16 protein-coding genes are annotated in these 14,366 nt (G+C 68.9%); 2 read left to right on the forward strand and 14 right to left on the reverse strand.

Features of this window, described 5'->3' with window-relative positions; genetic code table 11:
* The 14 genes from SKC42_RS18355 to SKC42_RS18420 form a co-directional block, all read right to left on the reverse strand.
* Positions 1 to 643, reverse strand: a 643-nt coding sequence (locus tag SKC42_RS18355; RefSeq protein WP_330965708.1) for a WXG100 family type VII secretion target, incomplete at its 3' end; no start/stop codon positions are given.
* A 2-nt stretch (positions 644 to 645) separates the two neighbouring features.
* On the reverse strand, positions 646 to 1,113 hold the full coding sequence (locus SKC42_RS18360) for a YbaB/EbfC family nucleoid-associated protein (RefSeq protein WP_330965709.1): 468 nt from the start codon (positions 1,111 to 1,113) through the stop codon (positions 646 to 648).
* Positions 1,114 to 1,154: 41 nt separating this feature from the next.
* Positions 1,155 to 1,928 carry an ESX secretion-associated protein EspG gene (locus tag SKC42_RS18365; RefSeq protein ID WP_330965710.1) on the reverse strand — a complete coding sequence of 258 codons (774 nt, stop codon included), beginning with the start codon at positions 1,926 to 1,928 and terminating at the stop codon, positions 1,155 to 1,157.
* Positions 1,925 to 2,923, reverse strand: coding sequence for a hypothetical protein (locus SKC42_RS18370; RefSeq protein ID WP_330965711.1), 999 nt, complete (start codon positions 2,921 to 2,923; stop codon positions 1,925 to 1,927). The genes SKC42_RS18365 and SKC42_RS18370 overlap by 4 nt, the downstream gene beginning before the upstream one ends.
* Entirely contained in the window at positions 2,920 to 4,827 is a 1,908-nt protein-coding gene (locus SKC42_RS18375; protein ID WP_330965712.1) for a hypothetical protein, read from the reverse strand. Before SKC42_RS18375 ends, SKC42_RS18370 begins: the two co-directional genes overlap by 4 nt.
* 16 nt (positions 4,828 to 4,843) lie before the next feature.
* Positions 4,844 to 5,161, reverse strand: coding sequence for a hypothetical protein (locus SKC42_RS18380; protein WP_330965713.1), 318 nt, complete (start codon positions 5,159 to 5,161; stop codon positions 4,844 to 4,846).
* 197 nt (positions 5,162 to 5,358) lie between these two features.
* Entirely contained in the window at positions 5,359 to 5,643 is a 285-nt protein-coding gene (locus SKC42_RS18385; protein ID WP_330965714.1) for a hypothetical protein, read from the reverse strand.
* 16 nt (positions 5,644 to 5,659) lie between these two features.
* Positions 5,660 to 5,929: a hypothetical protein gene (locus tag SKC42_RS18390; RefSeq protein WP_330965715.1), complete on the reverse strand. Its 270-nt coding sequence runs from the start codon at positions 5,927 to 5,929 to the stop codon at positions 5,660 to 5,662.
* Positions 5,930 to 5,996: 67 nt separating this feature from the next.
* Positions 5,997 to 6,824 (reverse strand): ESX secretion-associated protein EspG, encoded by an 828-nt coding sequence (locus SKC42_RS18395; RefSeq protein WP_330965716.1) that lies wholly within the window; start codon positions 6,822 to 6,824, stop codon positions 5,997 to 5,999.
* Positions 6,821 to 7,909, reverse strand: a complete 1,089-nt coding sequence (locus SKC42_RS18400; protein WP_330965717.1) for a PPE domain-containing protein — start codon at positions 7,907 to 7,909, stop codon at positions 6,821 to 6,823. Before SKC42_RS18400 ends, SKC42_RS18395 begins: the two co-directional genes overlap by 4 nt.
* Before the next feature lie 52 nt (positions 7,910 to 7,961).
* Positions 7,962 to 8,258, reverse strand: a complete 297-nt coding sequence (locus tag SKC42_RS18405; RefSeq protein WP_330965718.1) for a PE family protein — start codon at positions 8,256 to 8,258, stop codon at positions 7,962 to 7,964.
* A gap of 14 nt (positions 8,259 to 8,272) precedes the next feature.
* Positions 8,273 to 9,727, reverse strand: a complete 1,455-nt coding sequence (locus SKC42_RS18410) for a hypothetical protein (protein ID WP_330965719.1) — start codon at positions 9,725 to 9,727, stop codon at positions 8,273 to 8,275.
* A 1-nt stretch (position 9,728) separates the two neighbouring features.
* Complete coding sequence (locus SKC42_RS18415) at positions 9,729 to 10,007, reverse strand: hypothetical protein (RefSeq protein WP_330965720.1); 279 nt, start codon at positions 10,005 to 10,007, stop codon at positions 9,729 to 9,731.
* A gap of 446 nt (positions 10,008 to 10,453) precedes the next feature.
* Positions 10,454 to 12,091 carry an AMP-binding protein gene (locus SKC42_RS18420; RefSeq protein ID WP_330965721.1) on the reverse strand — a complete coding sequence of 546 codons (1,638 nt, stop codon included), beginning with the start codon at positions 12,089 to 12,091 and terminating at the stop codon, positions 10,454 to 10,456.
* A 136-nt stretch (positions 12,092 to 12,227) separates the two neighbouring features.
* Here SKC42_RS18420 and SKC42_RS18425 point away from each other — a divergent pair, with 136 nt between their 5' ends.
* Complete coding sequence (locus SKC42_RS18425; protein WP_330965722.1) at positions 12,228 to 13,145, forward strand: class I SAM-dependent methyltransferase; 918 nt, start codon at positions 12,228 to 12,230, stop codon at positions 13,143 to 13,145.
* Positions 13,146 to 13,159: 14 nt separating this feature from the next.
* Positions 13,160 to 14,359 carry a CoA transferase gene (locus SKC42_RS18430; protein ID WP_330965723.1) on the forward strand — a complete coding sequence of 400 codons (1,200 nt, stop codon included), beginning with the start codon at positions 13,160 to 13,162 and terminating at the stop codon, positions 14,357 to 14,359.
* Positions 14,360 to 14,366: the final 7 nt, after the last annotated feature.

Here is a 14,366-nt window from a genome sequence, read left to right on the forward strand (position 1 = left end):
AGCTCGCCGGCTGCACCGGCTGACCCGATGCCAACACCGAACCCACCGGCACCCCAGGCTGCACCGGCTGGGCAGGCTGCGCCGGGATCTCCGGCGACAAGCTCGCCGGCTGCACCGGCTGACCCGATGCCAACACCGAACCCACCGGCACCCCAGGCTGCACCGGCTGGGCAGGCTGCGCCGGGATCTCCGGCAACAGGGTGCTGGGCAGCGCGGCTGACAGCTGATTTCCCGTCGCGGTGAGAACTTGTCCGGGCCCACCCGAGCCCGAGCCGGTGCCTCCCCCACCGCCCTGGTTACCGGAGCCGTTGCCGGGCAACCCGTTTCCCCCGCCGCCCCCGGTCCCCGGTTGCCCATCCAGTTGCTCGAAGTTGCTCGCGGCCGCCGTCAGCGATTGGGCGATGCTGTCGAGCTGCTCGGCGGATCCCTGGATCGCCTGGTTGACCTGGTCCACTTGTGCGAGGTAGCCGCTGGAGCCGTTGGCGAACTGGTTCCCAATCGAATCGTCGCCCCACGGAGACCCAAGAGCAGCCAGCTGACCAGTCAGCGAGGAGAGCAGCTCCTTCATCTGGTTGGCGACGTCTTCGACGTTGGCGGCCGCCGTGCGCATACCGTCCGGACTGGCGCTGAGCGAGTCGGACATGACTATCTCCTCACCGTCGGGTACGAGGTTCCGTCGTCGACGTCCTCATCGCCGTTGTCGACCAGCCGAGGTTCCGGCACGGCCGGCGCATTCAGGGTTCCTAGCAACTCCCCGAAATCAGGGATATCCACGGACGAGCCGGCCAGCGACGATATTTCTTGCCGACGCCGCGCCAATGGCGCCATCAGCGCGGCCGCCTGTCGTTCGACCTCCTGCGTGGCCTGCTGCGCCGCGGCGGTGATGTGGCCGCCGAGGTCGGCGAAATCGAAGTCCTCCAAGTAAGACTCGTCAATCGTGATCTTGGTGACCATGCGTTGCGCGTCGACGGTCACCTCGACGGTTCCGTCCGCGGTGGTCGCCGCCCCGGACAGCATGGCCCGTTTCTGCTGCATCGAGGACAGTTCGAGCATCTGCTCCTGAACCAGCGCCAGCACATGATCAAAGTCGTGGGCCGCGGCATCGTTGTCCACGCTATCTCCCTCCTGTTGCCGAGATTGGGCCACCAGCCCTGTTAATCGCGCCGGAACTCCCGCAGGATCGCGATGTCGTCGGCGATGAGCCGGTCGATTTCTTCACGCAGCGCCGACCTGGTCATGGGCCTGGCGTGTGATTGGTCGGACGCGTAGAGGTACTCGCCGTCGTCGCCGACCCGCACCCACACCAGCGCACGCTTGCCCCGATCCAGGCCCCATCTGCGCGTTGGACGCCAATGGCTTTGCACCGTGGCGTATATGGTCACCTCGCTTGCGGGGACGCTGACACCCGCAGTCGCAGTCGACCGGTGACGCACCACTAAGCTATTGCTGTCGTACTCGGGCCTGGCGTTCGGCACGTATTCCGGTATCACGATCTCGGGGTGCGTCCCCGGTTGGGTCAACGGCAACGCCTCAGCAATTGCGGGACCCAGGTCGTATGGGGACAGGGTGTGAACGTCGATCACGTCGGCGTCCGGGCGTTGCGACGCGAAGAAGCCGAGATGTCCGGCCCGGTAGGCGATCAAGCGCACACTCGGGGTGTCGGCCGGTATGTATTGCGCCCGACACTCGACCCGAATATCGGCCGCATCGTAGGCGGCCACGCATTCCATGAATGTCTTCAGGTCCCCGTGTAGGAACCGATCCGGAACGGCGCCGACATACGCGCGGGCCTCGTCCCCGCTCGCAAAGCGCGGGCCCTGGGTGAACATGAACGGGTACGGCAGAAAGTCGTTTCCGTAAAACTCGCCGATCGCATTCAGGTCAAGCAGATCGAGGGACCCGACCCTACCAGTCAGCACACCGCTCACGAGATCACCTGCATCATCTCTCGCGCGCGCACCCGGGGCGGGCGAACGATTCGAAGGACGACCGCGGTGGCGCTCATCTGATACTCGGCAGCCAACAACAGGACAATCGAGTCCCTGGTGAGGCACCCCTCGTTGGCCAGAAATACGAGCCCATCCGCCTGGGTGCTCACGCCGAGGTAGCCGTGATCGAGGGTGTGCCGGTGCAATTCGTCCGACCACGGTAATCCGAGGACCTCCGCCAACAGGCGAAACGGCTGACCGGTGTCCGAACCCTGCGGCACGAAGTGATCGACGTATTGTGCGCTTATCCGAGCGTCGGCCAACGCGGCCTTGATGGCGCAACCGAACATCTGAAATGAGTCGCGCAGCGACTCCTCGGACCGCAGCGCCGTAGCGCGGGTGTAGGCATTGTGGAAGTCGTCGGTCTTCGTGTTCTCCCAGAACGAGTCGTGAATGCGCCAATCGTCCGCCATACCAGGACAACTCGCGCTACCGCTGCCCAGCAGCTTCGCGAAACCGCCGCGCTGTGAGATGACGGTCGAATAGGCGACGTCCGAAAACGGTTCACCACCAACCGCTCTGCAGGTCGCCAATCGATCACTCCACGACCAGTTGTCGGCGCCGGTGCAAATGGCGTAGCCGCACTCGTCGATCAGCCGCGAGCCCAGCACCCACGAGGTGAGCCCGCCGGCGCAGTTCTGTTTGAGTTCCAGCGCATTGCCGTGACCACCGATGACGCCGTTTTGGATGTGGTGATGCACCGGCCAGCCCTGGCTGCCCTGCGGTCCAACCCCGGCGTGCAGCAGCCAGCGTGTTCTCTCGGCGTCGGCATCGGCCGCCTCGAGCGCGGCCTTGCCCGCCTCGACCGCCATTTCCGCCGGAGTGGTGCCGGGATACTCGCAGACGGCCCGCCAATGGCAGTCCGGACCGACATCATCGGCCGCGATGGGTCGCGGCGGCGGCCGCAGCACAGCGACCGATCGCAGCGAACTCACCGGCCGACCTCCGTTCGCTGTTCCAACACCGGCCGACGCGGCGTGCCCGTCGGGGCCGGCCGGGGCGGCTGGGGCACCGGGGAAACCGGGGCGCGCTGGGGCGGCTCGGCCTCCTCGGGACCGTCGTCACCGATCACCGGGACGACGGCGTCGACGTCACCGAGGACGAGCTCACCGTTCTTGACTCGCCGCAACGCTTTATTGGCCTTGTGCTCCTTACCGCCCGGTCCCCGTTGTCCGCCGCCGCCACCACCCGGTGGCGCTCCGCCGGCACCGGCGGCGCCGAGCGGAGCGCCACCCGGACGCGCAAGGGCACCCTCCGGTGCTTGGGGAGCCTTGGCCGCGGCGGCCACGGGCGCACCCGCGGGCCCCAGAGTGTCACGCCCTTGAGATCCCAGCCCGGCGCCGCCGCCGGCGCCGTGACCGGCTCCTCCACCCGGCTTGCCCAGCGCGTCGAGGTCCTTCGGCGCGAACCCCGGCGCCCCGCTTCCCGGCATGCCACTCGGGTGGCCTTGCGCCGCGCCCAACGCCTGTTGGAGTGGTTCGCCGAGCCCCTCGGCCGCTTGGCCCAGTCCGCTCAGACCGGCGGCCGGATTGGTCGCAGCGCCGGCACTATTGGTCGCGCCACTGAACGGATTGGTCGCGCCGGTGCCGCTGGGCAGCGGAAAGTTGCCGGAGCTTCCGGCGGGATTGCTGATGTCGCTGAACGGATCGCTGGTGGGCGCGCCGTTCGGGGCCGACGGTCCGCCCGGCACCCCACCCGGAAGCGCGGATCCCCCGGAGGCCGCGTTTGACCCGAACGGGTTGGCGAGGCCTGCGGCGCTGGGCAGCGGGAAGCTCCCGGAGCTTCCGGACGGACCACCGTTGGGCAGGGCGAAGTCACTCGAGCCCACGCCCGGAACGCCGCTGGGTAGGGCGAAGTTGCCGAGACCGGCGCCCGAAGCACCTGAGCCGCCGAATGGACTGTTGATTCCCGCGCCCGCGAGCGGGTCCCCCGGCGGGGGAACGGACCCGTTCGGCCCGAGGTCGGTGTTCAACTGCGGCGGGGGCGGGGCACCGCTCGGGTCGGTCGGTGGCGGAGTGGGGTCGGGCGGCGGTAGCGCCGTGTTGTCGACCGGTGGTGGCGGGCCCGTGTTGTCGGGCGGTGGTGGCGGGGTGTTGTTGTCGGTGGGCGGCGGCGGAGGGGTGTCGGGCGGCGGCACCGACGACGAGTCGGGCGGCGACGACGCGGGAGTGGAAAAGCCGGGGTTGTTGCTCGCGATACTCGTGATGTTCGGGGCGTAGACGGTGTTCATCACGTCTTGGGCGAACGAGTCATAGACCTGATTGATCTCGTCGACCTCGTTGGGCCACCTGCTCACCGACTCGTCGTACCTCGGCTTGTTCTGGTTCAAATACCACTGGGTCTGAAAAATGGTGTGCGAGAACGCGTCGATGAGCAATCCCAACGCGTTGGCCCCCATCGCGATGTTGGTGACGTCCGGCAGCGACTCGGTGATGTTGGCGATCGCGGCATCGTGTGTCTTTCCCACCCACAGGTTCTGAGCTTCCTGCTGCCCGAGGGCTTCCTGGAAAGTGTCCGACGCACTGACGATGGCGGACGAAATCTGCTGCAGGGCTGAGCCATTGCCGTTGTCCAGGGTCCCGGAGGCGCCCTGGAAATCAGCGAACATGGTCGTGAAGGAGACGCCGGTAAAGTCCTCGACCGCGACGGCGGCGGGATTCTGGGTGATCCCGGCGATCTGCTGCAGCTCGTCCTGCGAGGTGGTGAGCGACGAGACGTCACTGTTGGTGAGGGCTTCGAACAACCCCCAGTTCGCCCCGGCGGTACCAGCGGGGAGTTTGCCCGAGTTGATCATGTCGTCGATCTGCTCGGGTGTGAGCGACTTCTTGTGGTGCGACACAGGCGGAATCCCGGCGCTATCCAGACTGGAGGAGGCGGTCGGCGGCCTTCTTCACCGTGGTCGAGAACTGATCCAGGTAGGACAGGTACTGGTTGATCGACGCCTCGATACCTTCCATACCGGAGATGTCGAGCTCGAGATTGCTCTTGGTCTGGTTCGCCGACGCGAGCGAACCCGGGCTCCCCAGCGAGCCCAACTTGCCGATCGCCGTGAGCTGATCCTGCAGCTGACCGCGAAATGTACTGATGATGTTGAGATACGCGTCCCGGGTGGCCGAAGAGAGTTTCACGTCGGCCGGTCCGCTGTCCCCCAGCTGCTTGAGCTGGCTGGTCAAATCGGCGATGTTAGCGCCCCCCGCGCCCGTCCCGCCGGTGCTGGATGCGCCCGTTCCCGGCCCGTTAGTCCCCGACCCGCTGCCGGACCCGCTGCTGCCTGAGCCACTGCTCGCCATTGTTCCTGCGCTCCTTCCCGTTTCGCGGCCGAATCGCCCGGGCTCGCCACTGTGGCGGGCCCGGGCTCAGCGGCGATGCCTCAGAATGCGGACGCGTTCTGCTGGTCCAGGGCCTGCATCGCGGCCTGCTGGTCCTGAGCCTGCTGCTGCGTGATGGCCATGTTGTCGAGCATGTCGTTCAACATCGCATCGATGTTGCTATGCGCCTGATTCAGCGCGGTCGCGCCGGCGCCTTCGTATACGGTGGCCAGCACACTGAAGAGGTTGCTGATGTCGGAGCGGACCTCCTGAATGCTGTTGATGTTGCTGTTCACGTCGTCCAGCGACGCGTTGTTGGCCCCGAAGTTGTAGAAAATCTCGCTCATGGTGTCGCTCGCTCCTCTAGCCGTTGTCCATGTTCGCCACGGCGCGGATCTGCGCTGATCCCGTCTCGACAATCTGGTTGAGGTAGTTGATGATCTGCTGGGCGTCCTCCTGCTGCTGCGAGGACGTGTTGCCGTAGGTGTTCGCGCTGCCGCCCTTCCAGCTCGCACCGAGCATGGACTGCTGGGTGTCGGCGATCCGCCCGAGGATTGAGACCGCCTGATTGCGGGCGTCCTCGATCTGGGAAAGCTTTGACTGCGCTTCCGCCTGCGTGAGGGACAGTGTCATGTTGTTTCTTGTTTCCTTTCTCATTTATCGGTTGTCGGATCCGCGGGAAATGACCAGCAGCGCTGCGTCAGAACGCATTCCCGCCACGAGGGGACCAACCCTCGTCTCCCAGCGCGACCAGTTGGTTGATCGCCTGGACCAGCGCATGGTCGGAGCCCGCCTTCACGGTGCTCCACAGTTGACCGGTCGGTGACGCGCTCGGGGCGCCGATCACGCGCCCCCGTCCCGTGTAGAAGACCCCGACCGCCGAGGGCGCACGGCAAATCCTGTCCTCGTCATCGCCCAGGGTGTAGTAGACGATTTCGGCGAACGCCTGACGCGAGGCCAGCGCCGCACCAAGCAGCATCGCCGCGCGCGGTTCGGCACCCAGGGCCCGGACCCGGTCCGCGAGCGCCATGGCATCGCCTGGGGCGCGGAGGCTTTCCATAAACTCCTCGAGCGGTGCCGTCACCGGCGCAATGTCGGCCACCTTGGCTCTCGGCAGCTCGGCCAGCAACGCCGTTGTCACGTCGTGTAATCCGACACCGTGCCCGACGGTCCGCAGCAGGATCTCGTCCGCGATCCGGCGCGCGAGCACGCACAACCCGCCCCGTCGAACGACACTGACTCGCGCAGTACCGTCCGGCGTCACCAGGCGCATGGCCAGTTCGCGGTCCGGCCGGTGTAGCGCCTGCAGCACCGGCATGAGGTCCGGGTGAACCGCGCCATCGACGATGAGGTTGCGGGCGGACAGGTCCCGAGCCGCCCGTTCGTACGCCCCCTCGCGACCGGTGACGGTGTCGTGGCGCGGCCGCGACGCAAGGACCGTCGGGAGGTCATGCACGCCCACGCGCGCCGCCACCACCCGCAGCTCATCATCGGTGAGCGCCAGCCGCTCGACCAGGGCCGTGCTCACAGCGTCAGCCCCTTATCCACGCCGATCACCGGCGGGGAGACCCACCGATTGGACACCTGCTCGAGGGTCGGACCCGGCGCGTCGGCGTACTGCGGCGGCTCCGGCTCGGCGGGCGCCGCGAGTTGGTCGAACACCGACGTGTCCGGGCCCCAGCTGACGTGGGACACGGTGAACGGCGCATCGGCCTGTTGCGCCGCGGGCAGCCACGACGGGTCGTCCGCGGACAACCCTGCACCCGGCTCCCCGCCGCCGTCGAGGGGGGCTCCCAGCCAGGCCTGATGCTCACGCGCGTTGTTGCCGCGCCCGAGGGCCGCCATCGGGCCGTATCCGCCGGCCACGGGCGCCGCACCTGTTGTGGCGCCGGTTGGCTCGGCGTGGTGCGACGCCTTCCCCTCGCTGGTCGGCTTGACCGCGGCAGCGCGGAACGGTGCGAGCGGCGGGGGCGTGACGACCGCCCCGGAGCCGGCACCGCCCGGCAGAGCGCCCGCGGCCCCGGCGTCGCCGCCCGCTTTGGCCTCGTGCTCGGCGTTGAGCGCCGCGCCGTTGCTGACGGCGGGCGGGCCGGGTTGTTCCCACGGCGCGGCGATTTCGGCGCACGCTTCTTCGTACTGGTACATCGCCGCGGACGCGGTCGCCTGATGAGCCGTCACCGCCTGGTCGAGCTCGGCGAACTGCCCGTTGAGTACCGCCCCGTTGTAGGCGGCCAGGGACGCCATGATGTCGTGGGTTGTCCGCGCCTCGACGGCGTCCGGAACGCTCGGCATGGCGAGGAGGGCGACGCTGTAGGCGACGGCCGCTTCCTCGGCCCGTTCACCGTTGGCCGCCGCGCTGAGGCTCACCGATTGCAGCCACTTGCCGAATTCCTCGAGTTTGCGCGCCGCCCGCTCGGCGCCCTGGCCGGCAAACGACGCCTTGATCTTCTCGACGATATTGTCGTAATCCTCGGAGATGCTGGCCCATTCGTCGGCCAGGCGTACCCATGCCGCGCCGGCCCCTCCGACGGATGCGGGCCCGGGGCCGTCGGCGAGATCGCGGGCAAGCTGCTCCGCGCTGCGCGACTCCCAGGCCACGTTGGTAAACCCCATGCCTTGACCTCCTTTCCGACGAGCGGGCGGGCGCCACAGCGGCGCCGCCTATTCAGACGGCGAAATCCTGTTCAGCCGCAATGACGTTGTCGGTGTGCGCGCGCAAAGTCGCCGAGACCTGCCGCAATTCGACGGTGGCCTGATCGGTCGATTTGCCGAAGGCGGCGTGGACGTCATTCAGCGTTGCCGCGACACGGCGCGACACCTCGTCACGTCCCGCGGCCGTGACCGACAGGTGGGGCGCCTCGTCTTGCATGAGTTTCTCGGCGCGGCTGGCCAATTCGTCGAGCTGCCGGGTGGCATCGGCGACCTCCGCCGGCTGCATCCGGAAATCAGCGGTGCTTGTCACGCGAAACTCCCTTCCTAGATCCTCAATTCGATGTCGGGGCCGGTAACGGTATCGAGCTCACCGATCACCGATGGGGCGACGCTGCCGAGGTCACCAACGATTTCGTCGCCTTGGTCCGAGGTGTGCAGAAACGCCGCCGCGCTGTGGCTTTTGCTGGCGCCGGCCCGCGCGCCGAGCCCCATCGGCGCGCCGCCCATTATTGGCGCGCCGCCCATCGCGGCGGGCGCCGCGGCGTCGGTGGCGATCGCGGCGGGGGCCGTATCGGAACCCGGGGCTAGCGGTCCGGCCACGCGCGACTCGATCGTTTCGGGAAGGGCACCGGCGACCCCCGCGCCCGCACCGCCGCCGATCCCCGCCTTGCCCGCGGCGCCGGGTCCGCCGCCGGCCGCGTGGCCGGCGCCCGGAGCCGAGGCCGACGGGGCCGGCGCGCCGCCGGCGCCGCCACCCTGCAGGGCGCCCGTCGCCGCGCTTATCCCGCTCATCGCCGGCATGGCGACGGCCTGCAGCATCATCGGCGCGAACGCCGAAGCCGGGGCGGATGCCACCGCGGCCGGGGCGCCGGCCGCGGCAGCGGGGGCGCTCGCCGTGGCGGCCGGCGCCGCCGCGAAATTGGCGGCGAGATGCGAACCGGCGGTCGTGGACGCGCCCGTCGCGGCGAGTTCGCCACCGGTCTGCGGCGCCGACGTCACCGAGACGGGCGCGCCGATGGCGGTCACGTTGGCCGCCTCGGCGGCCAGCGAGCCCTGCAACTCGGTCATGACCTCGGCTGCCATGGTGACCGCGTGGTTAGCGGCCGCGATGGCTTCGGCGATCCCCCAGGGAAAGATGATGTTGGGGCCGATCGCCGCTATCGTCGCGAAGAATTCGTTGGCGATGGCGACCAGCTGAGCCCCCGCCTGTTGAACGTTGGCGGCCGCCGTGGACAGGCTGGCGCCCAGGGCGGTCGCCTGGTTGGCGACCTGCGTGCCATCCGCCAGGGCCGCGCTCGTCTTCGCGCTCGCGGCAGAAGCGGCGGCGCCCTGCCACACGCCGTCGATCTCGCTCAGGGCCTGCTGGACCGGCTGGCTCGCCGCTTCGAACGCCTGAGAAATCCCGCCGAACATCTGCGTCGGGTCCAGGCCTTCGAACATTCCGGGTCCCAGCATCCCCAGGGCGTCGGTCACCGGCTGGATCATTTGCGTCAGCAGACCGGCCAGCATGCCGGGCACCTGACTACCGGCCCCGGCGCCCGGCCCGGCATTCGGGTCGGGCTGATCCGGGGGCGGTGCCGCTTGCGGGGGCGCCGGCAGCCCGAGGCGCCCCATGAGGGCGTGCACCGGTTGGTTCAGGTAATCGGCAAGATTCGATTCCCGCGCGTCGATGGCGGGTGCGGCGTCGAAACCGGACAGCGTCCGGGCCAGCTGACCCGTCGGGGTGAGGGTTTCCGCCGTCGGCGGCGTGACCGGCGCGGCGTGCTGCGTCGAAGCCACGTCACAACTCGTCAGCGGCCACGAACGACGCCTTCGCGGCCTCCGTCGCGGCACCGATTGCCTCGTGCGCCTGCCCCACGAGCAGGGTCGCCGCGAGATTATTGGCTTGCGCGGGCCCATACGCCGCCAGATAGCCGGCGCCGATGGGCCCCAACGCCGCGGCCGCCGCGTTCAGCATCGCCGCGGAGTCGGCCGACCCGGCCGACGTGATCAGCTCCGCCGCAGCGGAATTGGCAGCACCGAACGCCGTTAGCACCGGGGGAACAACTGAAAGAACCACTGTGAGGACCCCTCCCTGAGCTGATGACCCGTCATCCCGCGTGCGACCGATACTAACCTCGCCGAGTTACTCACGGGTGAACAATACAAGCCAAAATCTATCAGAGATATCGTCGTTAACCGTTGACTCCCAACAATATTCAGCTCACGTCCGCCGGGGCTGCCGGTAAACGGCCGGAAACTTCCGGGGAGCCCTACCCGTCCGCGAAACGCCTGGTACGACCCTCTTGGGTCAAGGTAATGGCGTTAAGTCAGCTAATTCCAATGCATTTCGCCGAAAACCGGCATTTCACCCTGTCGGTGAACGTAAGGGGCTCACCGATCCACCAAACCGGTCAAAGACGCGCCTGGTAAAGCGGCGTTGTCGAACAATAGCGCCGTTAAGTCAGCTAATTCGATCGTCCGTCACCGAGACATGTTTTGGTTCAGCGCATTTCGTGCGACCGCTCAGCGATCGGCCGGGTCGGTGAGCGCCGCGCCGTTGAGCAGACGCTTGAGCACCTTGCCACCGGCGTTGCGCGGCAGCGCATCGACGAAGATGACGTCGCGCGGAACCTTGAAGCGGGCCAGCCTGTTTCGCACGTAGTCCCGAATGTCCTGTTCCGTCACTGTCACGCCCGGGCGGGACACGATGTAGGCGCGCAGCCGCTGGCCGAACTCCTCGTCGTCGACCCCGATCACCGCGGCCTCGAGGACGCCGGGGTGGTGGGCCAGCGCCTCTTCCACCTCGCCTGGGTAGACGTTCTCCCCGCCGGAGACGATCATCTCGTCGTCGCGGCCGTCGATGAACAGCCTGCGGTGCGCGTCGAAGTGCCCGATGTCACCGGTGGACATCAGACCCGCGACCGATTCCTTGGTGCCACCGCCGGTGTAGCCCTCGAAGGCGAGCACGTTGCCGACGAAGATGCGGCCCGGTGTCCCCGCAGGGGCCTCGCGCCGGTCGTCGGTGAACACCTTCACGATCGATCCGGGCACCACCGAGCCGACGCACCCGGGAGCGGCGGCGAGGTCGGCGGGCGTGGCGATGGTGGCGTAGGCGACCTCGGTGGAGCCATACATGTTGTAGACGATCGGCCCCAGCGCCTCCAACGCGCGGGTGGCCAGCGCGGCGCTCAGCTGCGAGCCACCAACGAACACGATCCGCAACGAGGAAAGGTCCCGCGCCGCAAGCGCCTCCGGGCCAAGGTCGAGGATGCGCCGCAGCATGGTCGGAACGACGATCATGGCGCTGGCCCGGTGTTCGGCCACGCTCGCCAGCGCCTGCTCGGGGTCGAAGTGGCGGCGCAGCACCAGCGTCGAGCCCAGCACCATCCCGTACATCGCGTGGCTGAATCCCATGGAATGGAAGAGCGGCACGCAGCATTCGGTGACTTCCCGGCCGTGGAACGGCACCTTGCCGAGCAGGCCGCCGACCGGTATCAGCGAGTAGGGCTCCGATCGGGCGGCGCCCTTCGGGACGCCGGTCGTGCCGCTGGTCGAGATGACGATCTTAGGCCGGCCTCCGGACCGGGGCGGCGGGGTCCGGTCGCCGCGCGCGATCAGCGCGTCGAGGGTGTCGGGGGCGGGCGTGTCGCTCCACGCGCGGACGCGGCCCAGCCTCGGGTGGACGTCGACGACCACATCGCGGGACTCGTCGTCGTAGACGAGCAGGTCCGCCTTCTCGCGGGTGACCATCTCGGCGAGCTGGGTGTGGCCGAAGCCGGTGTTCAGCAGCAGCACGCCCGCGCCGCACTTGCCGGCGGCGAAGACGGCTTCCAGGAAGCCGCGGTGGTTGCCCACCAGGATGGCTACGCTGGCGCCGGGGCCCAGGCCGAGGCGGCGCCACTCGTTGGCCAGCGCGTTGGTCCGCGCGTCCAATTCGGCGAAGCCAAGGGGCCCGCGCTCGTCGATCAGCGCCAGTCCCCTCGCATCCCGCCCGGCGGTGATCGCCGTCGCCGCCCCCAGCAACCCGTAGCGTTCGACAGCGCGCAACACGGGCAGGACCTCACCCGGTGGCAACGGTCGCATGCCGCCGGACCGCACGTACAGCAGCAGCGAATACGCTTCCAGCCCCAGCCGCCGGACCAACCCCGCAGTTGTCGTCACACGTCGATGCTGCCGTCGGACTCCCGCGCGCAGAAGGGCGCAACGCCACCACCGGGCGGGTCTTTGGTCCCCGGCGGGGCACGCGGGACGCATCGTTATTGTGGCTAATAAGTAGACCGGGAGGGGACTTGCCACGATGGGCCGCACCGAAAACGACACCTGGGATCTCGCGACGAGCGTGGGGGCCACCGCCACCATGGTGGCCGCCGGGAGGGCCCGGGCCACCCGTGACGCGCTGATCGACGACCCGTTCGCCGAGCCGCTGGTGAGCGCCGTCGGCGTCGACTTCATGACCCGCTGGGCGCGCGGCGAACTCGACGCCGCCGACGTCGACGTTCCCGGCGCACCGTGGGGCATGCAGCGCATGACCGACATGCTGGCCGCCCGAACCAAGTACATCGACGCGTTCTTCGCCGACGCCGGGAACCAAACGGACCCGGCGATCCGCCAGGTGGTGATCCTGGCGTCGGGCCTGGACGCGCGGGCCTACCGGCTGCCCTGGCCGGCGGGCACCACGGTGTTCGAGATCGACCAGCCGGAGGTGATCGAGTTCAAGACCGCGACCATCGGCAAGCTCGGCGCCCGGCCGACCGCCGAGGTCCGGTTCGTGCCGATCGACCTGCGCAACGACTGGCCGGCCGCGCTGGCCGAGGCGGGCTTCGACGCCGGGCGGCCCACCGCCTGGGCCGCCGAGGGCCTGCTCGGGTTCCTGCCGCCGGAGGCCCAGGACCGGCTGTTGGACCAGGTCACCGCGCTCAGCGCCGACGGCAGCCGGCTGGTGGCCGAGGTGTTCGTGAATTCGGGCCCGAGCGGGGACGCCTTGAACGCCGCGAGTGAGAAGTGGCGGGCCAACGGCCTGGACATCGCGCTCGGCGACCTTGGCTTCCCGGGCGAACGCAACGACGCCGCAACGTATTTGGAGGAGCGGGGCTGGCGGCCGGTGCGCAACCCGCTCAATCAACTCCTCGACGACGCGGGATTGCCGTTGCAGAGCGATGACCCCGGCGCGCCGTTCGCGAAGAACTACTACTGCACCGCGGCCAAGTCAGGTTAGACGGAAGGCTGCGCATGCCAAATGACAAGGCGTCCAAGCCGCTTGACGGATTCCGGGTCCTCGACTTCACGCAGAACGTGGCCGGCCCGCTGGCCGGGCAGGTGCTGGCCGACCTGGGCGCCGAGGTCATCAAGGTGGAGGCGCCGGGCGGCGAGGCCGCCCGGCACATCACCGCGGTGCTGCCCGGCCGCCCGCCGCTGGCAACGTATTTCCTGCCCAACAACCGCGGGAAGAAGTCGGTGACGGTGGACCTGACCACCGAGGAGGGCAGGCAGCGGATACTGCGGCTGGCCGACACGGCCGACGTCGTGCTCGAGGGCTTCCGGCCGGGCGTCATGGAACGCATGGGCCTGGGCCCCGACGAGTTGCGGTCCCGCAACGCGCGACTCGTCTATGCGCGGCTATCGGCCTACGGCGGCAACGGCCCGCACGGCAGCCGGCCGGGCGTCGACTTGATGGTCGCCGCCGAAGCGGGCATGACCACCGGGATGCCTACCCCGGATGGCAAGCCGCAGATCATCCCGTTCCAGCTCGTCGACAACGCCAGCGGCCACGTGCTGGCCCAGGCGGTGCTGGCCGCCCTGCTCAACCGCGAGCGCCACGGGGCGGGCGACGTGGTCCGGGTCGCGATGTACGACGTCGCGGTGGGGTTGCAGGCCAACCAGCTCACCGTCCACCTGAACAAGCCCGCCGCGGCCCCCAAAGCCGATGCGGGCCCGAAGCCGAAGCGGCGCAAGGGTGTTGGCTTCGCGACCCAGCCGTCGGACGCTTTCCGGGCCGCCGACGGCTACCTGGTGCTCAGCGCGTACGTGCCCAAACACTGGGCCAAGCTGTGCGAGATCATCGGGCGGCCGGACCTCCTGGACGACGAGCGGTTCGCCGACCAGCGGTCCCGGGCGCTCAACTATCCCGAGCTGACCGAGGAACTCGAGTCCGCGCTGGCCGCCAGGACCGCCGCCGAATGGGTCGAGCTGCTGCAGGACGGCGGCCTGATGGCCTGCCTGGCGTACACCTGGAAACAGGTCGTCGACACGCCGCTCTTCGCCGAGAACGAGCTGGCCCTGCGCGTGGGCGGCGATTCGGAAGCCGCGGCCATCACCGTCATCCGCACCCCCGCGCGGTACTCCAGTTTCGACGCGGCGGCCACCGACCCGCCCCCGGCGCCGGGACAGCACAATGACCAGTTCCTGGCCGAGACGGAGCCGGCAACATAGTGTGTCT

The sequence above is a fragment of the Mycobacterium sp. 050134 genome, assembly GCF_036409085.1.
Taxonomy (GTDB): Bacteria; Actinomycetota; Actinomycetes; order Mycobacteriales; family Mycobacteriaceae; genus Mycobacterium.

Excerpts from the sequence above, each read along its gene's own strand:
- SKC42_RS18385 (WP_330965714.1), bottom strand. The coding sequence starts at position 5,643 with ATGAGCGAGATTTTCTACAACTTCGGGGCCAACAACGCGTCGCTGGAC.
- SKC42_RS18390 (WP_330965715.1), bottom strand. The coding sequence starts at position 5,929 with ATGACACTGTCCCTCACGCAGGCGGAAGCGCAGTCAAAGCTTTCCCAG.
- SKC42_RS18400 (WP_330965717.1), bottom strand. The coding sequence starts at position 7,909 with ATGGGGTTTACCAACGTGGCCTGGGAGTCGCGCAGCGCGGAGCAGCTT.
- SKC42_RS18425 (WP_330965722.1), top strand. The coding sequence starts at position 12,228 with ATGGGCCGCACCGAAAACGACACCTGGGATCTCGCGACGAGCGTGGGG.
- SKC42_RS18430 (WP_330965723.1), top strand. The coding sequence starts at position 13,160 with ATGCCAAATGACAAGGCGTCCAAGCCGCTTGACGGATTCCGGGTCCTC.